The following is a 25,093-nucleotide window of genomic DNA, read 5'->3' as shown; positions in this document are numbered from 1 at the left end:
GTCAATATCGCTATGGCGGTTTCAATTAACAAGTCACCATTGTCGTATTACGAAGTCATGATCCTAGTGGTCGAGGCGATTTTGGATGTACTATAATGGCACTGTAAGCGATCGTTGGACAGAAAGGGTGGGCTCATGAAAGGAATTGAAACCGTTTCAATACAACCGAAATATGAAACATCAGCGAAGAGAAAAATGCAAGTCAGGCTAAGAAAACTAAATAAGTTCAAATGGCTGCTGCTGATGACGGTGCCGGGCGTACTGTACTTATTCATCAACAATTACATACCGATGTACGGTTTAGTGCTTGCCTTCAAAAATTATAATTTTGCTAAAGGCATGTGGGGCAGTGAATGGGTGGGATTGGATAATTTCAAATTTCTGTTTAATTCGCCAGATGCTTATATCATCACACGCAACACGATTCTATATAATGTGGTTTTCATTATTCTCAATTTGATCTTGGCCTTGTTAGCCGCACTTCTCATCAATGAAATCAAAGACAAAGTCATCTCACGCTTTTATCAAAGTACGTTTCTGTTGCCGCATATCATTTCGATGGTTGTCGTTGCCTATTTGGTATACAGCTTCCTAAATATGGAGAATGGTCTCGTCAACCGACTGATGGGCAAATGGTTTCAGAAAGAAGCTATTTCCTGGTACAGTGAAGCAGGTTATTGGCCGTATATTCTCGTTATCGTAAATGCCTGGAAACATGTAGGTTACTTATCCATCATTTATTTTGCTGCGATGCTAGGCATCGATAAAGAGTACTATGAAGCTGCCACGATCGATGGCGCGAATAAGTGGAAACAGATGACACGAATCACGATACCGCTGATTACGCCCATCATCACAACGATGACCCTATTAGCGGTCAGTGGCATTCTGAGGTCCGACTTTGGCTTGTTCTATCAAGTTCCGATGAATACAGGCGCTTTGATCTCGACTACCAATACGATTGATACGTTCGTGTATCGAGCTATGGGACAATTAGGGGATATCGGCATGTCATCCGCAGCAGGGCTCTATCAGTCTCTCGTATGTTTCTTCCTCATCCTGGCAGCCAATTATGCTGTGCGTCGAGTGAATAAACAAGAAGCTTTATTCTAGGAAAGGGTGTACCTTGATGATTAAGACGAACAAGCTCAGTCAAGCAAGTATTCATGTCTTCTTCTGGTTATTCACCATTGGTTCCTTACTGCCGTTTCTCCTTATTTTCATGGTGTCCATCTCGGACGAATCGTCTATTGAATCTAACGGCTATTCCTTAATTCCAAGCAAAATCAGCTTCGCCGCCTATGAATTTCTATTTTTTAATTTCTCTGAAATTACCAAGGCTTATGGGATTACAATCTTTTGCACGATTATCGGGACTATGTTAAGTTTACTTATTACTACGCTAATGGCGTATCCGTTATCACGCGTAAATTTGCCGTTCCGGAGAAGTTTAGCGTTCTACATCTTCTTCACTATGTTGTTTAGTGGGGGGATGGTGCCATGGTATATGACATTCGTGAATCTATTGCCTATGAAAAATTCGATGCTCGCTATGATCATCCCTGGTATGCTGTTAAGTGCCTTTAACATTCTGTTAATGCGTACTTTTTTCACAAATTCCATCCCGGAATCGGTGATTGAGTCAGCAACGATTGATGGCGCCAGCGAAATTCAAATTTTCTCGAAAATTGTTATTCCACTTTCGTTGCCCATAATGGCAACCATCGGATTGTTTACAACGTTAGCCTACTGGAATGATTGGTATAATTGCATGCTGTTTATAGATAAACCGGCACTTTATAATATTCAATATTTAATGACGAAGACGCTTACAAATATTCAATATCTCATCATGAAATCCAATTCATCCGCACAAGCCGGTGAACTGCTAGCCAAAATGCCAAGAGAAACCGTGCGTATGGCGTTAGCTATCGTCGGAATTGGCCCGCTGCTACTGGCGTATCCGTTCTTTCAGAAATATTACATAAGTGGAATCACCAGCGGAGCCGTAAAAGGGTAAGGCTGACTGCAAGCAGGAAAGGTCATTCACAAGGCAGTTACATTGAGAGGGGATAAAAGATCCATGAAGAAGACTTTCAAAATCACAGCAGCACTCTTGATCGGCAGCACATTCACACTGTCGGCCTGCAGCAAAGAAACGAACAAAGCGGAACCGTCAACATCAGCAGCTCCAATTGCGAGTACGGCAGCAGATTCTGGTTCCAAAACGTTAGCTCCATACAAAATTACGCTTGTGTATCCGGCTTCCGCTCCGAAAGATTTAGCTTTAGTCCAAGCGGAAATGAGCAAATATTTAACGGAGAAAATTAACGCAACGATTGAATTGAAACCTATCGAGTGGGGTTCTTGGGATGACAAAACGAATTTAATGAAAATATCCAATGAACCATTTGACCTCATGTTTACGGCTAGTTGGTACTATTATCCAAGGGATGCTGCCAAAGGTCAGTACCTTGAATTGGATGATCTCATGTCGAAATACGGCAAAGATATTCCGGGCGTTCTGGGACCAGACTTCATCAAAGGTTCACGCATTGGCGGCAAGCTCTTCGCACTGCCTACGAATAAGGAATTCGGTCAAGGCTTTGGTTTCTTGTTGAACAAAAAATTAGTTGATAAATACAATATGGATACCAAAGGTATCAAATCTATGGACGAGTTGGAAGCGATGTTCAAAAACATCAAAGACAATGAACCCGGTGTAACGCCAATCATAAGCAGTAAATTTTCTAATATCTGGAATGCGGCTAACTATGACGGTCTCGTGGCCGGCCTAGCCATTCCTCGCGGAAGCAAAGAGCTTAAAGTTGTAGATACGCTAGAGGATCCGAATGTCCTTAATTTTTATAAACGTATGAATCAATGGTACAAAAATGGCTGGTTTGATAAAGACGTCCTCACCTCGGATTCGGATCAGGCGATGAATATGATTAAAGCCGGCAAAGGCTTTGCCGTCGCGCAATCCTTGAAGCCTGGCAAAGATAAAGAGATGAGTCTTACATCAGGCACCGAAGTTGTTCAAATCGAAACGGCTGCGCCATTTACAACAACTGGCGATGCGCAAGGCGCTATGCTAGGAATTTCGCGAACGTCCAAGGATCCAGCGAGAGTCATGATGTTCCTCAACATGCTATATACGGATGCCAAACTGGTGAATATGCTGGATTGGGGTCTTGAGAACAAGCATTATGTGAAAAAATCCGATACGATTATCGACTATCCGGCAGGCATGACGGCAGATACAGAAACATACCCGAATCCAGGCGGCTGGATGTTCGGAAATCAATTCAATTCCTATCTATTTGCCAATGAAGATCCGAACAAATGGAAGCTGTTCAAAGAGTTCAATGCCCGTTCGGAACGCTCGATTGCGCTTGGCTTTACGTTCAATCAAGAGCCTGTGAAGTCGGAGATGGCCTCCATTACGAATGTCGAAAACGAATTTAAATCCCTCTATACCGGGGCCGTAGATGCTGAGAAGACGATCGCCAAATGGAAAGAGAAGAGGGCTGCTGCTGGTTATGCTCGTGTGAAAGAAGAAGTCGAGAAACAATTGAAAGAATGGTCAGCTTCACAAAAATAGTTCGCATAGCTTCCTTGCAAACCCTGCCTCTATGTAATCGCCATAGGGGTGGGGATTCCTTATTTTCACTAAACTAACTATAATGATTGTATTCCCACTGGTTAGGAGAGACCTGAATAGATGATGAGTTCTCTTCGATTCAAGCTGATTATTGGATTTATTACCATTGCTATTCCTTTGTTAATTTTACTGCTTTTCAATAACTTATTCGCATTGAGCACAGTCCGAGAGCAGGTGGCTGAATCGAACAAGAATGCGATTATACTGTACTCTAATCAAATACAGGCAGAACTAAATCGAGAAACGAATTTCTTATATAATTTGGCTTACGAAGACCCCAATATCTCACTATTGTCCCGTGTTATCCATGATCCAACCGAGTATATCCTCACCAAGGAGCGGATTATTAATGAGCTGAATCGCTATCACCGCTTTGACAGCAGCGTCGATTTCCAGTTTATTTATTCCGTTCAAAATAAAGATATTTTTAATACAGCGATCAAAGCCAAATCCTATGAAGAGTTAATTACGATTCAAACGACGCTGGAAGAATTGTTAAGAGAAGCAAAGCCTGGGAGCATCTATTTTCAAAAATGGAAAGCGGTTAAATACGGGGATCAGTACGCTTTAGTCCGCTTGGTAGATACAGGAGAAGGCTATTATTTGGGTGCTTCCGTTCAATTAAAGAACTTGATGATTCCTTTGGACTTAATTCAATTAGGTTCCGATGGATTTGCTTCGTTCATCTCCGACGAAGGGAAGATTATTTCGAATAAAGAGATGTCAACAGCGCTTGCCATAGAGCCAGAGGGCAGTCAAGATACCTACCAATTAGTCCTTATGGGCGATAAAAAGTATATCGTTGTTTCCAATCCGATTAAGGGTACAGACACGATGTTAAGCGCTTTTATTCCGGAAGAAAAGTTGGTTCAGAAATTAACCTATTTTCGCGGCTTTATTTTCATGCTGCCATTTCTGGCGGCCATCGTCTTGATTTTTTATGTATTTTATTTGAATAAAATGATTTTGAGGCCGATTTCCAATCTCATTCGGGGGATGCGGAAGATTAAGCATGGCGACTGGAGCACGCGTCTTGCACGTTCGCAAACCAAAGAATTCACGATTATTAATGAAACGTTCAACGAAATGGCAGCACAAATCCATGATTTGAAAATTCACGTGTACGAAGAGCAAATTAAACTGCATAAAGCAGAAGTGAAGCATTTGCAGCTTCAAATGAACCCTCATTTTTTGTTGAATTCAATCAATATTATCTATAATCTGGCGCAAATTCAGAAATACGATATCATTCAATTGATGAGCTTAAATTTAGTCAAATATTTTCGCTTTACCACCCAAACTCATCGCAACGTCGTGTCGATTGCTGAAGAGCTGGAGCATATGGAAAGTTACATCAAAATCCAACAATTGCGTTTCCCAGATCGCATAACCTATAACTTTGAAGTTGAAAACTCGCTGCAATCCAGGTGTATTCCCCCGCTGATTATTCAGCCATTCATCGAAAATAGTATGAAATATGGCTTCGACTTCATGGAGCATCCCTTTCATCTGGATATTCAGATTGCATCGGAGAAACACTCGCACATCATGGAGATTGTGATCTCTGACAATGGGAGCGGCTTCAACCCTGACATTCTAGCTCACTTGCGATCGGGGCAATATTTCCTATCACAGAGTGATGAACATTTGGGCATATGGAATGTCTATCATCGTCTCCAGTATATTTTCGGACAGGAGGCAAGTCTTCAATTCACCAATTTGCCAGATTCAGGTGCCTGTATCACAATTCGCATGCCAATTCGTAACTTGGATTCATTTGTCTAGTCGAAACGGCTTTGAAGGAGGATATCCATGAACAGAACAGCACTTATTGTGGATGATGAGATCTATGCAGTACTGGGCATTAAAAGTGGTCTGAATTGGCAAGAACTGAATATTTCTGAAGTATATGAAGCTTATAACATTCGTGAGGCGATGAAAGTATTTGAGCAAACGAACATAGATATTCTGATCTGCGATATTGAAATGCCCAAGGGAACAGGGATTGAGCTGCTGGAATGGGTTAACGCGCATTCCCCGGCAACAGAGACTATCTTCCTTACCGCACATGCTGATTTCAATTTCGTCCAGCGAGCCATTCAGCTCGATAGCTTCGATTATATGCTCAAGCCGATCGAGTTTAGTGTCTTGCAAGCAACCATCGCCAAAGCGTTGCAATCTATTGCACATGACCAAGAACTCCACCAATTGAGGGAGCAATACAAGCCTTACTATGAGCTCTGGATAAAGAATAAATCGGTGTTAAGCGATACGTTCTGGAATCAATTATTCGCGAGAAAAATGGTTTGCAGACCACATGAGGTGTCACAGTTTATTGCGGATCATCATTTGCCCCTCACCGCGCAGTCGCGCATCTTGCCCATCGTGATTAGTGTCGAGTCCTGGGATCGCGATTTGGACACAGGCGACGAGGAACTGTTGGAATATGCGCTTCGCAACGCAGCTTCCGAGGTCCTGCTAAGCGGTTTTCAAGGGGAAGTGATCCAGACCAAACAAGGCGTAAATGTCGTTCTATTCTTTGTGGAACAGGAAGAGCAGATGGACTATGCGAGCATTAATGACAAATGCTTAACGTACATAGCATCATGCAAGCAGTATTTTAGCTGCAGCATTTCCTGCTATATAGGCGAGCCTTCAGATTTAGTGGGGATACGTGAAACCTATATCAAACTGCTCGATATGGAATATAATAATTTGCAGAAATCGAACAAGATCTACTGGCAGCACGAGTATCAAGCTAACCAACTGATGCCGAAGCTTCCTGAATTCTCCGCCTGGACGATTCTGATTGAGCAGGGTAAACGGGGAGAGATGGAGAGAGAGATTGCCCGCAATCTGAAGGAGATTCGCGAAGATCCGCGATATGGAGCCAATGCGCTGCATGCCTTCTATCATGGTTTTCTTCAAATGATTCATTACATCTTGCATAAAAATGGTTTATCCGCCCATGAACTTCTCCAGGATCATCAGGATATTTTCAACGGCAAATTACCACGTTCGTTAGAACAGCTTCAATCATGGGCGTTGCAATTAATCGCTGTGGTCTGCGACTATTTGCATCAAAATGACTCCGTTATTCAACGAATTCAATGCTACATCGCAGATCATCTCAATGAAATAATTACAAGGGAGCAACTGGCTGAATATGTCCATTTGAATCCAGCCTATTTATCTCGTTTGTTCAAAAAAGAGGTGGGTGAATCGATAACGGACTATATTTTGATCGAACGCATGAAGTTGGCTCAAGAACTGATTCGAAATTCAACCATTCCAATCTCAGATATCGCCAAATCGCTTGGCTATAGTAATTTTTCCTATTTCTCGAAAATGTTTAAAAAGCTGTATCACTGTACACCCCAACATTACCGGAAACAAGTGGAGGTTATCGGCTAACACGACATCAATTGTGTTTTTTTCACGAATAGGATACAGTTTGAGACTTCTTCCAACTATTTTCCATTTAATCATGTATAATAGATCAAGTCTCGACATAAATCCAAAAAGATGGTGAAAAAATGACGAAAAATGCAGTATCCATATTCCTACTCGTTATGTTTTCTTTTCAAATTTTTATGGTTAATGCGTCTTCAGAAGAAATTGCCAACCCCAGAACGTACAACCTAGAGCTTACCCGATGGCACATATATAACGATGGCACTCATCCTGTCGAAACGACGACTGGGATCAATAAAGCGCTGCAATGGTCGCATGAACAAGGATATCAAGTTTTCAAAGTACCAGCGGGTACTTATTTAATCAGTAAAGGAACTGGTCCGAATGACTCGCAAGCTCAAATCAACATGGTTAGTCAGATGACTTTCTTACTGGATGATGCAGCGGTTATTCAAAAAGAATCGAATGGTTTTGAGAATTATAGAACCTTCTATGTGGGCTATGGCGTGAACAACGCAACTATCAAAGGCGGAACATTGAAAGGAGACAAAGATACTCATAACTATAGCAAGAAAGATAACTCCTCGAGTTATGGGACTCATGAATTTGGCAGCGGAATCTCCTCGGAAGGAGCGTACCAATTAACCATAGACGGCGTTCGAACCACTCATTTTACTGGGGATGGCATATCGATCAACGGATCTATCGTTGGCATTGAAGGTACTTACGGGAAGAGCTACCTTAGAGGAGATATTGATCCGTTGGGCAAGTTTATTCCTTCCACATCGAAGATAAGAAGTAAAACGGCCGTGGACCTCACTAATCCATTATTTAAAGGGAGACAATATTTTGCTTACGAGCAGCCTCAAGCTGCTTCAAGCAACCAATATGATGTCTATTTCTATAATAAAGATGGCAAATATGTTTCTGCCGTTAAACAAATCAGATTTGGCATTGATCTCGTTCAAATCCCCTCTAATGCGAGCAGCTTTTACCCTGTTTTCAGTTCAACGGATCTGGCTAATTTTTTTGTGAAATTGTTCAGTAATGATGTTTCAAGAAATGTAACGATTAAAAACTCGGAATCCGCATTTAACAGAAGACAAGGCATCTCACTTGTAGGCGTAGATGGGATTGAGATCACGAATAATAAAATTCATGATATCCAAGGTACAGCGCCTCAATATGGCATTGATTCAGAGGCGGGGGGGTTTTTCCCCAACAAGAACATCACGATAAACAATAATCGCTTTTACGATAATAAAGGTGGAGACATTGTATTCGCTGATGGAGACACGGCGACAATAAGCAATAATCTATTCGAGAGCAATATAAATGTGTACATTTACAAGGCATTTCCAAATACTGTCGTTAAAAACAACACTTTTCATCAAGGCGGACTGACAATGGCGGGTACAGGAGTTGCAGATCAAAACACTTTTCATAACGCCGAAGTGAATCTATTGGCAACAAGCAATACGTTAACTAATGCAACTTTTATTAATAGTAATTTGAATTTGAATAATACAGACCCTTTTGGCTCGAAAGTAGATCAAATTACGATGACCAATACGGATACCTCCGTTTCTACTTCCTTAAATGTTGGCAACCGTCCAGTTCGACTATCCAATGTTACCATAAAGGGTTTAACCAAACTTTCTGCGTTGGGCGGCAAAGGAACGGACCAAAACATCTATGACCAAGTAGTTGTGCAAGATTATAATGCCTACAACGGGACGACACTTCCAGCGGGCACTTACAATAAATGCAAGTTCACATCGACAACCAATGAGTCTGTTGGATTGGGTATTAATCAAGCTGGCAAATATGTTTTCAATGACTGTTCGTTCCACTCCTTAGGCAAGATCTTCACGATTAATGAAATGTATGGGGAACCTGATATCATTTTTAATAATGCTGACTTTAAGATTTCCAATGATGTTGGTTACGCGGCAGCCATTTATATTCAAGGGGTGAAGCAGCTATCCATTCTAGGCAGCATTTTTAATGCTACAAATCTCACGGCAACCAAAACACCGTTAATAAAAGTGGGTTCAATTGCAGGGGCAACAAAACCTTCCAAAGTGAAGGGATTTACCATTAAGAATAGCCAAATAATAACGAATAAACCACTGCATGGGATAGATACAACAGATGCAGGTACCGGGGCTCCAGCGTATACAATTGCCTATAATACCCTTCAGGTAGCAATCATGAAGCTGAAAACGAATGATATGAAAACAAGCAATAATGAGTTGACTAATTAAATAAAATTTAAGGAGGGGCGTTGCTCGGTGAATAGGATAAGGTGCTGAGAAATTAGGGGAGAAGCCCTAGCAGCTATCGTATTCATCACGCTCATAAATGACCTAGCTGCTGGCTGGGATTTTTCGTCGGAATTTATATGTTTTTGGGTTTGGGGTGAGCGAAGCTTACCCCTTCTTGGCGTCTACCGCAGTCTTCTTTGCTTTGAGGGTTTTCGGTTTAAAGGGCATCTAATGAACTGTACGATGCTTATATAGGTGAAAATGGCTACTTTGGAGATTTATTGAACTGAGTTGGCGCTAACGAGCACTTTATTGGCTGAATGGTGAGCATTTGCTTGAAATAGCGCATCTGGAGTTCATTAGATTTTCAGAATGAGCGATTTTGGCCGAATAAAGGGTATTGAGTTCGTTAGGGGGGCTTGAGGTTTGCCTCAAGGTACACGGAATTGGTGACCTAGCTCCGGGCTAGGTTTTTTGTAATGGTTTGGAGTGATCGAGTGGTTGCCCCGGCTCTTTACGAACAATGTTCGTATGGTATAAATAGATCAAGGCATTCAAAATCTAACTCCGAGGTGTAAATTCATATGACAACAACAATAGCAAATACAAAACAACAACAACGCATCGCTATCGTAGGGGCAGGCCCTGGAGGGTTAACATTGGCGCGTATTTTACAGCAGCATGGTGTGGCGAGCGTCGTCTATGAACGAGAACAATCTCCGAGCAGGGCGGGTCATTAGGAATTCATCACGATTCTGGCCAAAAGGCACTCCGAGAGGCGGGGTTAATCGACCAATTCGAAGCGCTGGCCAGGTATGAGGGACAGGACTTCCGCCTGTTCGATAAAACCGGCAAAATTTATCTGGATGAGGTGGCAGAGCCCCAGGAAGGGGATCGACCTGAGATCGACCGCGGCGTTCTTCGTGTGCTGTTAATACAATCGCTTGATATGTGAGAGGCTGTATCATCTTCACTTCAACTGGATAAACTATCCTCTAATACATGTACGCTTGAGGATAGCGTCCAATTGGAGAAGGGATGTAACTAGCATGACGATACAAGATGGAATTAATCAAGTCGAACAAGCACAGCAGGAAATCGTTGAAGCCAATACAATGATTAATGATGCTATTATTCATAGCTTTATATTTACATGGAGATGGTGGCTGGGCATTGCCTTGTTTATTGTTCCATGGCTTATTTGGTTGAAATATAAGAAGAAGGATAGCACATTTAGACTGCTTTTAGCTGGTATTTGTTCGATTCTACTCGGTCAAATCATCGATATGTTTGCCTTATCCATGGGGAAATGGTCGTATCCGATCAAGTTTATTCCTTGTTCGGGAACGACATTTCTTCCTTATCACTTTTCAATGCTTCCAGTAGGCGTTATGTTTGCCATTCAAATAAAACCGAAAATAAATCCAATTATTAAAGGGATTGTTTTAGGACTTGTTTGCGCGTATGTGATGGAACCTTTCTTCACGAAGACGGGTTTCTATAACCCGAAAAATTGGAAATATATATATGACGTCGGTATCTATTTCTTAATCTTCAACATAGCTCACTTATTAACTAGATTGAAACATTTCGATCCAATTGAATCGAAGGACCAGTAACCAGGCTCGGCTCATGCGCACTTGATGCGAATTGAGCCGTTTTTTATGTGTAAACTGAGGTTTGTGCCAAAAAAATCATGAGGTTTCTCCATTGCTAAGAAATGCAAATTTTATTATGCTTATCAACGATAATGATTATCATTATCTTCATAAATTAACTATTGGGGGAAAAAGAGCGAGATGAGAACTGCACGTAGATTTTTCGTCCTATTAGCAATAACAACTTTGATGATCGCTTTGGTTGCAGCTTGTGGAACTAAAGTTCAGGAATCAGCACCAACGGTTGCCACAGAGCAACCTAAAGGAGAAGCAACTACTAAAATGATTACAGATTCCAAAGGTCATACAGTTGTGATCCCAACGCAAGCCAGAAAAATCGTATACACAGGCAGTGACTTGGGAGATTTGTTGGCATTAGGCATTAAACCAGCAGGTGCCGCGCTTGGAGTTATTGCCAAACAGGTTGCTTATCCGGATTTGTTGGTGGGTATTCAAGATATTGGTGACGTGTCAGCGAATCTGGAGAAGGTTCTTTCACTTGAACCTGATCTAATCCTGATGGACAGTGGAGGCACTTATTATAAATCTACAGATTATGACGCGCTGAATAAGATTGCTCCAACGGTTACGTATGACAGGCTGCCTACTTTTGAACGATTGCTTGTCATCGGTGATATTCTAGGAAAGAAACAAGCAGCAGAGAAATGGATACAAGATTTCAAAGGGAAAGTTGCTGGAATGAAAGGGAAGTTAACTGTCAAAGAGGGTGAAACAGCCACTGTTTTCATTCGCTTAGGGAAAGAATTCTATGTGATGGGGAATAGCGGGTTCTCCACCATCCTTTATGATACACTCGGTTACAAGCCTGCTCCCAAGGTTAAACAAACTTTAATTGATAAGAATGAAAGATTCAGTGATGTAAGCAACGAGGTAATGCCTGAATTTGCAGGGGACTATCTGTTTGTATTAACGGATGATAATGAAGCAGCCAGAGCTGCGTCAGATTCTTTTACCAATGATTCGGTTTATAAATCCATTAAAGCTGTTGCCAACAAACAAGTGTACTACATCCCAACGAAATGGAACTTCGATGATCCGATTACCAAGGACCGATTATTAGATGAACTTCCGAAATTAATGAAATAATTGGTGATATAAGTTATCGATAGGTAGGAAGCTCTCAACTTCGAGTTGATAAGCTTCTTTTTTTTCGGTACAATAAACCTATAATTGATAACCATTCTCAAATAGTTTTGCAGGAGGATCACCATTGAATCAAGATGTCAGGGAAGCACAAATCCTTCATGATTTATTATTTTCCATAGGTACCGTTGGTTCGATGAATTGCACTGGCGGATTGATAGATGTAAGCCCAATAGAAGGGCGACATGCAATCATTGCTTTTACCGAAGGCCGCGGTTCTCTCCTTATTGACGGAGTTGCTGTACCTATTAAGCCGGGAGTAAGCTTGATTGCACACCCTGAAACTAAATTAGTATTTAATACTCGAGAAGGTGATGACTTAGCTGGATTGTGGGTTACTTTCAGTATTCATCGCTTGGGTAATATTAGTCCTCTTTCTATACACCCGCACTTGCCCTATGGGCATCCAATAACCCCAACACCATTCATCAAATGCGTAGACCTGATGGAGCAAATCATCACTAAAGGGGAAGATGGGGGGCTATTTGAGAGTTTCAAGCAGCAAATTCGTTTGCAAGAATTGCTGCTGTTTTTGCTGGAAAGCCATCAAGGCAAGCGCACTCCTACAGATTCCATACAGGCAGTTGAGCAGTCTGTTGCTTATTTGGAAGAGCACTTTATTGAACATATTACGGTTGAACAGCTTGTACAGCAAACGGGTGTCAGGCGCTGGGAATATAGTTCTATTTTTCAAGCTATCACAGGTTATAAACCTTTGGATTATTTAACTGAAGTACGTATGAAGCGTGCTTCAGAGTTGTTGCTGCTCTCTAATGCGCCCCTCAGAGACATCGCGCACCGGGTAGGATTTAAGGATGAGTATTATTTTAACCGTAGATTTCGGCAATCTATGGGAATTTCCCCCAAGCAATATGCGCGTACAGATCCGAGGCATGTAATGATTCAGAAGGAGCTAGGATCTAAGATTGAGCTGCCCTTGCAGAATTCAAGGATTGTTGTGATTGGTTATGCCTTGGGGAATTTGCTTACGCTTGGCGTGAGGCCAGTCGGCGCTGATTTGACGGTAATCGGCAAACAGGTTGTTTATCGCAATGAACTCCAACATATTATGGATATTGGACCCAAGAGGATTTGGAGCGAATAAAAGCACTCGCGCCCGATTTTATTTTCCACTGCAACACGGTTGAAACCGGAGCAACGCCCATTTCCCAGATTGCGCCGACCCTGGTTCTTGACAGAGAAGATGCCAACTTCGAGCAGCTTAGATTAATGGCGGCCGTATTGGGCAAGAGAGCTCATGCTGAGAAGTGGATCAAGAATTATAAGTCCAAATCCAAGGCATTATGGAACCAATATCGGCTAGATATCAAAGCGAATGAAACGGTAACTGTCATTGTTGTCGTAGATGGGCGGCTTTACGTCATGGGGAACCATGGACTCTCTTTCACACTTCATCATCCTCTGGCCTTTAAACCTTCAGAGAAAGTCAGAGCCATGATGGACATGGGGGTTAAATATCAGGAGATTTCGGCTGAAATGATAGAGGCCTATGCCGGGGATCGGTTATTTTTACTCGTGGGCGAAGACCAGTGCTCCTTGGATTCAGCCAAGTTGTTAGTCAATAGTCCATTATGGCGAGAACTTTCACCTGTGCAAAATAACCTTGTTTATCTCATGGATGCCAAATGGAATTATGATGATTCAATTACGCTGGAACGGCTGTTGAACGTGCTGCCGGATGTTCTTCGCAAGAGCGTTTAGATTAGGTCATATTGCCAGCGGGGCTCATCAAGGTTTATTTCCCTTGATGCAGCCCTCCTGCTATTTTGCAAAGGGAGGGTCATTAGCAGTGATGAAACATAACCTAGCGTGAAAAGGAACTACGATCCGCTAATTGGCGGGAACTGGGGTGAAAGTTGCCTGAAAGGGAACTGAGATACGTTATTTAAGCGGAAATGCTGATTCCGACCAGGAAATGGCGAAATAACGGATCGTAGTTCCCACTGGAGTGAAATTAGGCGGTTTTCAGCATTATAACGGATCGTAGTTCCCTTTGGGCTTTGCGATGATAGAGAACCTAGTGTGATAAGGAACTATGATCCGCTATTTGGCGGGAACGGGGTAAAACCAGCATGAAAGGCAGCTGATGTCACATTAGCTCCGAGTTTGAAAACGCATAAGAGAAAGGAGAAATTGAGTTAAGGGTAAGAATAAAAACTTTTCTCATTTAATTTTAATAATAGTCGGGTATAGTAGTCCTATCTTAATTGAAGGGGGAACTTAGCACATGACAACAAGGGAAACCAACACCATAAAATCTTCTTGGATCCCCCGAAGAGAACGGATATGGGTATTTAGTGCCATTATTATTTCAATTTTGTTTGTTCTATGGGAAATCTGGAGTCTGATACATCTACCCGCTGCAACTTTGCACAACCGTCGATTCGAACAAACGTTTAAGAATTATGGATCTAATGCAAGACTTGCTTTATTTTTCGTTCTTGCCAACTATGTGCTTATGTATATAATCAAACTGCGTATTTGGGATCAAATGGCTAATGTCAAAAAAGCGATCGTTTTTTTACTGCGATTCGTGAGAAGGTGGCACACGCCAATTGCGATTATCGCAATCGCACTAATTATACTGCATGCCGCTGCCGTCTTTATGTACGGTTTCAAATTGGATTTCAATAATTTAAGTGGACTGCTTGCGCTTGTGGTATTACTTCCGGTTCCGGTTTCGGGCTTGTTCAGATATAGGCGGTTAGATCGGAAATGGCATTTGCGTTCTGGGCTGGCATTTGCAGGTTTATTTGTAATACACGCTTTTCTATAATCGAAGTGCAAGCTGACTAAGCCAGTCAACTTGCACTTTTTGAGTTGCCAGAACCTCCTAGAATTATCCATTCTATGAGTCTATGAATCTACTATCCTCTGGTATATAATGGAATCTATTGCGTCCATTTGTTGTATCAACTTTACAGGGGGATTTACATGAAAGTTTCTTTTAGAAAACGAATAGTTCATATGGTGGCAGCCGTTTGGATTGCCGCTATTGTGCTGCCAACTGGTGTTCAGGCCAACAGCGACTCAACCGCCTATCCGGATGTGCCCACAGACTATTATGCAAGTCAAGAAATCACGGTGCTAAAGCAGAAAGGAATCGTTAGTGCAGCTGAGGATGGAAGCTTTCATCCAGATGACGCTGTTACACGGGGAGATGCGGCCTTATGGCTGAGCAAGGCGCTCAAGCTGAATAAACCGAAATCGTTAAACGCGTTTACGGATGTGAAAGTGACGAGTCCTTATGCCGAGGCGGTCAATTCTTTGAAAGAGCAGAACATTGTGCAGGGCAATGAGGGGCTGTACCAGCCAGATTCTCCCCTAACCCGTGAACAAATGGCGAGTTTGCTCGTTCGCGCTTTTCAACTCCAAGATAACGGCATTCAAGCATGGCTCAAAGATGAAACAACGATCGGCAAAGTCCATCACGACGACGTCATGAAGTTAAAACAAAACTTCATCACGGAGCAATTGGAATTTATGCCGCAAAACCAGGTGACCCGTGCACAGCTTGTCTTATTTATTTATCGTACCCTTTCTCAAAAGGAAGAAACAGCGCAAGGTCTTGTTTCTTTGGATGACTTTGTGCGGATGCCGGATAAGGTTTCAATGAGGCTTTCGCCTGACAGCAAAACACTGGCTTACTTGCAGCCATGGGAGAATCGGATGAATGTCCATATCCAAAAGGTTGGGGAGACGCAAAGCACGCGAATCACCAGCTCGAAGGATGAGAACATTCACAGTTTAATATGGATTACCGACAAAATTCTCATCTATACAGTCGATAGCGGCGGAACGGAAAATCAGCATATCCGCGCTGTTCACATTGACGGTTCGGGAGATATGGACCTAACTCCCTATACCAACGTAAAGTCAGATTTGCTTGACATCCTGCCAGCTAAGGAAGAAAGCGACTTTGAGCTTTTGCTTACAATGAACAAACGTGATCCCAAAGTTATGGATGTATATCGGGTTAAGCTGAGTACCGGAGATACCAAGTTGCAGATACAGAACCCCGGGAACGTCGTGTACTGGCAGACTGATAATTGGGGTGAAATTCGGACTGCGATTGCCAGAGACGGCGATACGACCAGCCTGCTTTATAGAGAAGACGAGGACAAAGCTTTTGACAAAATTACTACTTTTGACGCAAAAGATACCTTTATTCCAGTCATGTTCTCCTTTAATAATGAACAAATCTATGCTGCTTCAAACGTTGGACGGGATAAGCAAGCTTTAGTGAAATTTGATCCGATTACGAAGAAAGAGACAGAAGTCATCTATGAGAATGACGAAGTCGATATCGATAATTTTATCGTTTCCTACAAGAAGAAAGCGATGCTTGCCGTATCCTATGAGACGGATGATATGAAAATGCATTACTTGGACAAAGAATTTGAAGAGCTGTCGCACAAAATTGAGGCCAAGCTGAATACTCGCCATTGGAATCTAGTCGGATCGCCGGATAAGAATCTACTGCTTTTGTATTCGGGTAGTGATAAATCATATGGCACTTATTATTTATATGACCGCAAGGCGGATAAGCTGGATAAAATAGATGACATTCATCCGAAAATCGATGAGTCTAAGCTGGCCGACATGAAGCCGATTTCTTTTAAAAGTAGGGATGGCTTAATTATTCACGGTTACTTAACGCTTCCCAAAGGCGTTGCTCCTAACAAACTTCCTGTAGTTATCAATCCACATGGAGGACCTTGGGCTCGGGATTCATGGGGGTATCAGATGGAAGTTCAGCTGTTGGCCAGCCAAGGGTATGCCGTGCTTCAATTGAATTTCCGCGGTTCTACAGGCTATGGGAAAGCGTTCTTGCATGCCGGTGACAAACAATGGGGCAAAGCGATGCAGAATGATATTACCGACGGTGTAAACTGGCTGATCAAGAGGGGGACAGCTGACCCTGAACGCATCGCGATATATGGAACTTCTTATGGTGGATATGCGACACTAGCCGGCATGGCTTTCACGCCTGATTTGTACGCAGCAGGTATTGATTACGTAGGGCCTTCGAATCTCCTAACCTTCATGAACACGATTCCACCATATTGGGAACTTAATCGCTCACAGATGGTTCAACAGGTAGGTGACCCCATTAAAGATAAGAAGCAGCTCGAAATGGTATCCCCTTTGCTGCACGCGAGTCAAATCAAATCACCGCTGATGATTGTGCAAGGCGTGAATGATCCAAGGGTGAATAGGGCGGAATCCGATCAAATGGTTGAAGCGCTGCGCAAGCTGGATGTAGACGTTCCTTATATGCTCAAGCGGAATGAGGGTCATGGTTTTCAAAAGGTGGAAAACGAACGCGATTTCTATCAAGCACTCATCCATTTTCTCAATCAAAACGTGAAAAATAAGAAAAAACCAGCGTAATCGAATTGTCATTCTTTCGTTATCTTGCTCATCCATTCGAGAATGCGTACAAAAACTTAATGCTGCGGTTATACTGATCCCAGAAGTAAATAAGCAGCTCATAAACTGGGGGGTACGCAACATGCCTAAGCAACTGCAACAAAGTTTAGAAAATCTGAATTGGCACTCTATCCAGCAATCGCTGGATGAACAGGGGTATGCCAAATTGCCTGGTTTGTTAAATAAACAGGATTGTGAGGATGTCATCAGCGGATATGAGGAAGAGGATTGCTTTCGAACGACCATCGATATGGCAAGGTACCGTTTTGGGATTGGAGAGTACAAATATTACAATACACCGCTGCCACCATTGCTGCTGCAGCTTCGAGAGGGTTTATACCCTGAACTTGCGATAACAGCTAACCGTTGGCTGGGGCAATTGGGCCAACCTGCTACGTATCCGGCAACATTAGCAGAATTCCTTGATCTATGTCATCTAGAAGGACAGAATCGGCCAACCCCGTTGATCCTGAAATATGAAACAGGCGGATACAATTGTTTGCATCAGGATTTATACGGGAATGTGTGCTTTCCCTTTCAGGTGGTGTTCGCTCTGAATCAAAGAGAAGAAGATTTCTCAGGCGGGGAATTCTTACTGGTGGAGCAAAGGCCGAGGGCGCAAAGTCGGGGCCATGTCATCACATTGGATCAAGGAGAGGGGCTGGTCTTCCCTACGAATCATCGTCCCCAATCAGGAACGCGCGGGTATTACAAAACTACACTCCGACATGGTGTAAGTACTGTGACAACAGGTACGAGATACAGTTTAGGGATTATTTTTCATGATGCGAAATAGCAACTTTAGATGGAGAATCGCTGCACAATTGAATACATGTTGATTGGCTATCCGACGAGCTGGTTTGCTCAATGGATGGCTTTTTTTTGAATACATATAGAAACAAACCATACATATATGAAGGTATATGTATGGTTTAACTTAATTATAAAAATTATCTAAGCGTATTTTCCTTTGAAAATATCATTAAATTTTTCGATTATTTTTCCAGTTATAAATAAAAAAATCGATTAGACCGCAACGAAGAGGCGGTGCTAAGATAGGCAAAGCGTTATTCCTATTATTAACATAGGATAAGTAAGTTTATTGGCGAGAAATAGTTAGATCTGTCATATCAACTAGGAGCGTGGGAACAAATGTCCAAGAAGAAAATGCTCAAATTCGGTGCCCTGATACAAGGTGTTGGCGCCCATATTGGCTTATGGCGGCATCCGGACGCACAGGTGGATGCCAGCGTCAGTCTGGAATTCTATAAGCGTCAAGTTCAAATTGCGGAAAAAGGTAAATTTGATTTGGTCTTCATCGCTGACGGCCTCTATACTAACGAACAGTCGATTCCCCACTTCCTGAATCGCTTCGAGCCGATTACGATTCTTTCAGAACTGGAAGCTGTGACGAACCGAATCGGACTGGTCGGCACGCTGTCAACCGATGCTGTATTAACTGAACATGAGGACATCGAGAAAGCGAAGGAGTTCTACCGTGATGTAAAAGCTCGAGCCAAGGCTTATGGCCGCTCAGAAGATGACATTGCTACTATGCATGGCATTGGTCTGATTGTAGGTCGAACCCAGGAAGAAGCAGAACGTAAACGCGAGGAAACTGCGAATCTGGTTACGATTGAAGGCGCAATTGCCGACACACTGCGAGGCAACTTGGAGCTTGCGATTCCAACCAACAGCTACCTAAGCCGAGATGAGGGGGTGCACCTATGAATCTTTCACAAAGTTTGAAAGCGCATTTGGACAATTGGGACAACGAAATGATTACGGTACGGCGCGACTTGCATCGTAATCCGGAGAGCATGTTCGATGTGGAACGAACCGCATCACTTGTCGCACAACAGTTGGAGGAATGGGGACTTGAGGTAAGACGCAATGTTGGCAAGCGCTTCAAGGCCGGGGTTGTCGGCATCCTCCGAGGCGGACAGCCCGGACGCACGATTATGCTGCGAGCGGATATGGACGCTCTGCCTATCCAGGAGCAAACGGAGACGCCGTACCGCTCGCTGAGGGACGGCTTCATGCATGCTTGCGGACATGACGCGCATACAGCGATGCTTCTCGGCGCCGCGTATGCGCTTAGCAGGGAAGCGGAGAGCTTGAGCGGAACTGTGCTTTTCGTATTCCAGCCTGCCGAAGAAGGCGCACGGCCCTGTCCCGAAGACGGTAGCCTCATCAGCGGCAGCCGGGATCTCATCGACGACGGCGTATTGGACGAAGCTGAGCTAGGTTTTGCTTTACATGTCTGGCCCGACCTTCCCACTGGGACAATCGGGCTTAAGGAGGGCTACATCATGGCCGCCTCTTCGCATTTTACATACGAGTTCCACGGACTCTCGGGTCATCATGCTACACCGCATCTGGCGGTGGATGCTTTGGTGATGACAGCACAGTTCGTCATTGAAGCCAAGACAGCAGCAGCCACACAATGGAATCCGCTGGTCCCAGCCGTGCTTTCCTTCGGCACGATGCAAGCGGGAACGGTGCTGAATGCGATTGCTGACGCGGGGAAAGTGACGGGCAGTTTCCGTACGTTTGGCAATGAAGCCGTTCAGCGAATGAAAAGTTTGCTTGAAACGCGTGCCGAGTCCGTCGCTCAATCCTTCGGAGGGACATATAACTCCCGCTACCGCCTAGGCACGGCACTCCTGAATAATGCGGAAATCGTACAGATGGCAGCAAGCGCAGCGGTGAACGGAGACGTAGAAGTTGAGTGGCTGGAGGCTCCAAGTCTCGCGGGGGAAGATTTCGCGCTCTATGCAGAGCGAATCCCGTGTGCCTTCGCTTTCCTAGGAATACGCAATGAAGAACTTGGCATTGTTCATCCGCTGCATCATCCTCGCTTTGATGTGGACGAGTCGGCCCTGATCATTGGCGCAGGCATGCATATCCGATTCGTGTTAGAGGCGCTTGGGCATAGTTAATTCGACGACTGTCGGTACAGAAAAGAAACTGTGGCATTAACGCTGCAAATCATCGTTAAAGTTGTGTAAGAGAGGGTTTTCTCATTTATAAGACTGAAAAACAACCTTAATGGGAAATATTGCATCATGATTTCATTGTTTTCACGTGTTACAATTTATAGGATCCATTTTGGATCAAAAAAAACTTAGAAGGCCGAAGCTTTAGTATGAAGCACGGGGGAACCATTCTTTGGGGTGAAGTCGCGTGAGCGACCGGGTGATTACTCTTTGATCCGAATCCGACAGCTAACCTCGCAGGCCGTAAAAAGGAGAGATTTATGTTGAAACGTTACAAAAAATTTATGGTAACCGGCGCATTAGGATTAAGCCTCCTAGTGGGTTCGACCGCGGCGATGGCCGCATCATCGACTTATCAGGTATCCGGCAATGATACGATGTGGTTAATCTCCCAAAAGTATGGGATCAGTCTTACATCACTGATTCAGGCTAACCCTCAAGTGACCAATCCCAATGTGATCTGGTCAGGCATGAAATTGAATATACCTGGAAGCCCGAGCGCAACGCCTGTTCCCAAAACACCGGTTGCCACAGCACCATCGCAAGCAACATTTGCTAGCCAGGTCGTTACAATTGTGAATCAGGAGCGTGCGAAGGCGGGGCTTAGTCCTTTGACCAGCAATAGCGCACTTACAACGATGGCTTTGGATAAAGCGAAAGATATGTACAATAATGGCTATTTTGATCATACCTCGCCTACGTATGGCTCTCCTTTTGATATGATGAGCACTTATGGCATACGTTATTCCTATGCAGGTGAAAATATCGCAAAAGGGCAACAAACGCCTGAAGCCGTTATGAAAGCATGGATGAACAGCACGGGTCACCGTCAAAACATCCTAAGCCCCAACTTTACCCAAATAGGCGTTGCTTATTACAATGGTGAGTGGGTTCAGGAATTTATCAGTAATTAATTATGTTGAAATAGTGCCAGCAAACCCAAAGGTTTGCTGGTTTTTCTGTCTTACAGGCTTTGTGTATGTGATTTTCTCATTTGAGAATGGCTAACTTCAAGATATAATAATTATGTGCTTATTTTCCACTATTAATAAAGTCTTATCTGGAGTTGAAATTCATGTACTTGAGAAGCATTAAGATACTAAAAAATGAACACGCGGATTCGAAAACATATCCATTTTCCATACCTGCCATAAAATCTTTGAATACACTAACATTTCGAACAAATGTTACCTTTCTTGTTGGGGAAAATGGGTCGGGTAAATCAACGCTCCTTGAAGCAATCGCCTATCAAAGCGGCTTTAATACGGCTGGCGGCGGGAAGAACAACTACTATGATGTGGATGCTGCCCATTCCATTCTGGGGGATCACATTCGACTTTCGTGGATGCCTAAGATCACAAATGGCTTTTTCCTAAGAGCTGAAACCTTTTACCATTTTGCCTCTCATTTGGATACTTTGCCCGAAAGCCTGAAGTATTATGGCGGCCGTTCTTTGCATGAGCAATCGCATGGTGAAGCATTTCTTTCGCTTTTTAAACATCGTTTTTGGAAAAAGGCGATTTACTTGCTCGATGAACCGGAAGCGGCATTATCACCTGCCAGGCAATTGGCATTAATGCGGGTAATTAAGGATTTAGAGAAAGAAGCTCAGTTCATCATTGCGACGCATTCCCCGATACTTCTTGGATTTCCGGATGCACAGATTATTAACTTTGATGTAGATCCTATTGCTGAAATACGCTATGAGGACACGTTGCATTACATCCTAACAAGACGGTTTCTCGAAAATAGAAAATCGGTCCTGGATGATTTGTTCAGCGATGCAGATGATGAGATGTGAAAAATGATGAATGTAACTATACGTAAATATGACATTTCCGACGCCGAGTCCATCGTCAATATGATTAATCGAGATGAATATAATTTACAAAAGGGCATGACCATCCAAGAATTTGAACGATATTTAGATGATCCAGGAGCCAGGAGTCGAGACCATACATTTGTAGCTGTCAGCTATGAACAAATTATTGGGTACATCTCGCTTTGTTTTGTAGAAACAGCAAATGGCAGTAAAGTCGATAGTTTTGTAGCTATTGAAGCCGATTGGCATGGAAAGGGTATAGGCACAATCCTGATCCAGTTTATACTGGAACATTTAAAAGAATGTGCCGGCAAAGAAAATAGCATGCTAAATTTCGTTCTTAGGGTGGATTCAAGAGCAGATGAGATGCTTGAAACTGCACTTTTGCATGATATGCAGAAGCGGCATGTAGTACTGTTACTCAGTAATAAAGAACTCACTAGTCCTAATATTACTCATTTAATGAATGGCTGTTACATTAGTTCACCTACAATTAAGGATGCAGCGGCATGGGCAGCAATTTATAATGATGCATTTAATGGCAAAAAAACGGCTGAAAGTGTGGTTCATGAGTTTAATAGTTCTGAATTTAATTCTGAATTGTATGTGTTGGCATGTAACATGAAGGGGGAGCCTGTGGCGTTCATTTCTGCGAAGTTAGTTGGCGAAGTTGGTCAAATTCCAACGCTTGCTGTTAGACGAGATGCTCAAAGTCAAGGTATAGGAACATATTTACTTTTGGAAATCATAGATAGGTTACAAATGGCAGGTGCTAAAGAAGTAACCCTAAGTGTCAGTTCGACTAACACTAAAGCGATTAATTTGTATGAGAAAAATGGATTTACCCCCTATGCCAAACGAAGTTATTACTTCAAAAAAATATCTGCTAACGATTGACATTCACCTTACGTCATAGTTTAACCTCCTATTATCAATCCTATTAGGAGGTTTTTTTATGAAAATATTAATTAAGAATGTAATCATCCTTACGATGGTCGGCGAGGAGCAACCAATCACAGGCGACATTCTCGTTGAAGATGACAAGATTAGAAAGTTAGGGAATGTAATTACGGATGAGGTAGATGAAGTGATCCAGGGCCAAGGCATGATTGCGATGCCTGGCTTGATTAATGCTCATCAACATTCTCCTATGAGCTTGCTCAAAGGCTTTTCGGATGATCTGAAATTAATGGATTGGCTGGAGAAAAAAATGCTGCCGACAGAAGCCAGAATGACGCCTGAAGATATATATTGGGGTGCCAAACTATCGATGGCAGAAATGATCAAGTCAGGAACAACGGCTTTTGCTGATATGTATATCCAGATGAATGAAATTGCTTTAGCTGTACAAGAAGTTGGTATGCGTGCTTCATTAACGCGAGGATTGGTTTTTCTTCAAGATGATGGTGGTAAACGGTTAACAGAAGCGCTGGAACTGGTTGAACGTTGGAATGGAAAAGCGGATGGTAGAATCACAACCATGTTGGGACCCCACTCGCCATACACTTGTCCGCCAGAAGCATTAAGAAATATTGTGAATATTGCGGAAGAACGCAAGCTTCCAATACATATCCATCTGGCAGAAACAAAAGAAGAAGTAATAAAAATTCAGGAAAAATATAACCAAACGCCGACAGAGTATTTATATAATGAAGGTCTTTTTGCAAGATTACATGTTCTGTTAGCTCATAGTGTGCATCTAAACCGTCGGGATATTAGACTCTTGAAAGGCATGCGTGGAGGTGTTTCTCATAACCCAGTAAGTAACTTAAAGTTAGGGTGCGGGATAGCACCAGTGCTTGAAATGATGAATCAGGGAATTACGGTTGGTCTGGGAACGGACGGCGCAGGAAGTGCCACAACGATCGATATGTTTGAGGAGATTAAGGCAGCTACTTGGTTGCAGAAATTAGATTGTGGAAGTCCAACCGTGCTGCCTGCCAGACAAGTTTTGCAAATGGCGACAACAGGAAGTGCTTCGTTGTTAAACATGGAAGATGAAGTCGGCACACTAGAAATTGGAAAAAGAGCGGATATCATACTCGTAGATATGAACAAACCACATTTGCAGCCTATTCATAATGTTGAATCGCTCCTTGCCTACAGTGTTAATGGAGCTGATGTTGATACAACGATAGTTAATGGAAAAGTGCTTATGAGAAACCGGAAATTAATGACGATCGATGAAGATGAGCTTTTAAAGCAAGTAGCTGTTCGCGCGAAACGAATCGTAGAGGGAGTCTGAAATAGAACTAAACGTCATTGCTGAAAAGATGCTATTATATTCTGATGAAATTGAGTTTGCTAAACAGATCCATACTGTGTTTTATGAGAAAATGGTAATAAGTCAAAGATGAATGCTGGGTTGAATGATGCTGGTGAGTGCTCTGAAATTAGCATAATTCGACCGTACCTGCAATCTCGGTGATGCCTTTTGAATCCCCTACTAGAATTGTTAAGAAAACTGGCTTCGCTTCCCTGAGAGATCAGCCACTTGTTTGCGACCAAACCTAGTAAGGGAACTATAGGGTGCTATTTAGGCAAAAAGCAGGGAAGCGAGGTCATAGCGGAACTACAGGGTCTTATTTCCACGAAAAACGCTGAATTTCCCGCGAAAAAGCAAAATAGCGTACTGTAGTTCCCTTTAACCC

General features: G+C 42.9%; 18 protein-coding genes, 2 pseudogenes and 1 riboswitch. All 20 genes and pseudogenes read left to right on the top strand.

Annotation, left to right across the window (positions count from 1 at the left end; all coding sequences use genetic code 11):
- The first annotated feature begins 135 nt into the window (after positions 1-135).
- The 20 genes and pseudogenes from IEY34_RS05075 to IEY34_RS04980 all read left to right on the top strand — a co-directional run bounded on the left by IEY34_RS05075 (position 136) and on the right by IEY34_RS04980 (position 24,687).
- Positions 136-1,113, top strand: a complete 978-nt coding sequence (locus IEY34_RS05075; RefSeq protein WP_373291155.1) for an ABC transporter permease — start codon at positions 136-138, stop codon at positions 1,111-1,113.
- 16 nt (positions 1,114-1,129) lie between these two features.
- Positions 1,130-2,020 carry a carbohydrate ABC transporter permease gene (locus IEY34_RS05070; protein ID WP_189008490.1) on the top strand — a complete coding sequence of 297 codons (891 nt, stop codon included), beginning with the start codon at positions 1,130-1,132 and terminating at the stop codon, positions 2,018-2,020.
- Between the two features lie 63 nt (positions 2,021-2,083).
- Positions 2,084-3,604, top strand: a complete 1,521-nt coding sequence (locus tag IEY34_RS05065; RefSeq protein ID WP_189008487.1) for an ABC transporter substrate-binding protein — start codon at positions 2,084-2,086, stop codon at positions 3,602-3,604.
- Between the two features lie 120 nt (positions 3,605-3,724).
- Entirely contained in the window at positions 3,725-5,449 is a 1,725-nt protein-coding gene (locus IEY34_RS05060; protein WP_229757475.1) for a sensor histidine kinase, read from the top strand.
- 27 nt (positions 5,450-5,476) lie between these two features.
- A complete protein-coding gene (locus IEY34_RS05055) occupies positions 5,477-7,078 on the top strand; it encodes a response regulator (RefSeq protein ID WP_189008484.1) in 1,602 nt (533 codons plus the stop codon).
- Positions 7,079-7,200: 122 nt separating this feature from the next.
- Positions 7,201-9,345, top strand: a complete 2,145-nt coding sequence (locus tag IEY34_RS05050; protein WP_189008481.1) for a right-handed parallel beta-helix repeat-containing protein — start codon at positions 7,201-7,203, stop codon at positions 9,343-9,345.
- A 584-nt stretch (positions 9,346-9,929) separates the two neighbouring features.
- Positions 9,930-10,294, top strand: a pseudogene (locus tag IEY34_RS05045) (FAD-dependent oxidoreductase); the annotation flags it as partial.
- Between the two features lie 100 nt (positions 10,295-10,394).
- Positions 10,395-10,964, top strand: coding sequence for a CBO0543 family protein (locus IEY34_RS05040; protein WP_189008478.1), 570 nt, complete (start codon positions 10,395-10,397; stop codon positions 10,962-10,964).
- Between the two features lie 180 nt (positions 10,965-11,144).
- Positions 11,145-12,110, top strand: coding sequence for an ABC transporter substrate-binding protein (locus IEY34_RS05035; protein ID WP_189008476.1), 966 nt, complete (start codon positions 11,145-11,147; stop codon positions 12,108-12,110).
- 124 nt (positions 12,111-12,234) lie between these two features.
- Positions 12,235-13,272, top strand: coding sequence for a helix-turn-helix transcriptional regulator (locus tag IEY34_RS05030; RefSeq protein ID WP_189008473.1), 1,038 nt, complete (start codon positions 12,235-12,237; stop codon positions 13,270-13,272).
- Positions 13,260-13,889: an ABC transporter substrate-binding protein gene (locus tag IEY34_RS05025; RefSeq protein ID WP_189008470.1), complete on the top strand. Its 630-nt coding sequence runs from the start codon at positions 13,260-13,262 to the stop codon at positions 13,887-13,889. The genes IEY34_RS05030 and IEY34_RS05025 overlap by 13 nt, the downstream gene beginning before the upstream one ends.
- Positions 13,890-14,415: 526 nt before the next feature.
- Positions 14,416-14,964 (top strand): hypothetical protein, encoded by a 549-nt coding sequence (locus IEY34_RS05020; protein ID WP_189008466.1) that lies wholly within the window; start codon positions 14,416-14,418, stop codon positions 14,962-14,964.
- A gap of 158 nt (positions 14,965-15,122) precedes the next feature.
- Positions 15,123-17,582 (top strand): S9 family peptidase, encoded by a 2,460-nt coding sequence (locus tag IEY34_RS05015; RefSeq protein WP_189008463.1) that lies wholly within the window; start codon positions 15,123-15,125, stop codon positions 17,580-17,582.
- A 121-nt stretch (positions 17,583-17,703) separates the two neighbouring features.
- Positions 17,704-18,417: a 2OG-Fe(II) oxygenase gene (locus IEY34_RS05010; RefSeq protein WP_189008461.1), complete on the top strand. Its 714-nt coding sequence runs from the start codon at positions 17,704-17,706 to the stop codon at positions 18,415-18,417.
- A gap of 356 nt (positions 18,418-18,773) precedes the next feature.
- Positions 18,774-19,067: pseudogene (locus tag IEY34_RS38080) on the top strand (LLM class flavin-dependent oxidoreductase); the annotation flags it as partial.
- Positions 19,068-19,348: 281 nt separating this feature from the next.
- Complete coding sequence (locus IEY34_RS05000) at positions 19,349-20,563, top strand: M20 metallopeptidase family protein (protein WP_189008455.1); 1,215 nt, start codon at positions 19,349-19,351, stop codon at positions 20,561-20,563.
- 181 nt (positions 20,564-20,744) lie between these two features.
- Positions 20,745-20,878: riboswitch (cyclic di-AMP (ydaO/yuaA leader) on the top strand.
- Between the two features lie 5 nt (positions 20,879-20,883).
- On the top strand, positions 20,884-21,534 hold the full coding sequence (locus IEY34_RS04995; protein WP_444544024.1) for a CAP domain-containing protein: 651 nt from the start codon (positions 20,884-20,886) through the stop codon (positions 21,532-21,534).
- Between the two features lie 161 nt (positions 21,535-21,695).
- Complete coding sequence (locus IEY34_RS04990; protein ID WP_189008450.1) at positions 21,696-22,421, top strand: AAA family ATPase; 726 nt, start codon at positions 21,696-21,698, stop codon at positions 22,419-22,421.
- Positions 22,422-22,424: 3 nt separating this feature from the next.
- The gene (locus tag IEY34_RS04985) at positions 22,425-23,339 is read left to right on the top strand and encodes a GNAT family N-acetyltransferase (RefSeq protein WP_189008447.1); all 915 of its coding nucleotides are present in this window, start codon (positions 22,425-22,427) and stop codon (positions 23,337-23,339) included.
- 58 nt (positions 23,340-23,397) lie between these two features.
- On the top strand, positions 23,398-24,687 hold the full coding sequence (locus IEY34_RS04980; RefSeq protein WP_189008444.1) for an amidohydrolase: 1,290 nt from the start codon (positions 23,398-23,400) through the stop codon (positions 24,685-24,687).
- Positions 24,688-25,093 lie beyond the last annotated feature (406 nt).

It is taken from the genome of Paenibacillus marchantiophytorum, assembly GCF_014640555.1.
Taxonomy (GTDB): Bacteria; Bacillota; Bacilli; order Paenibacillales; family NBRC-103111; genus Paenibacillus_E; species Paenibacillus_E marchantiophytorum.
This window is presented reverse-complemented; position numbering and strand designations above follow the sequence as displayed.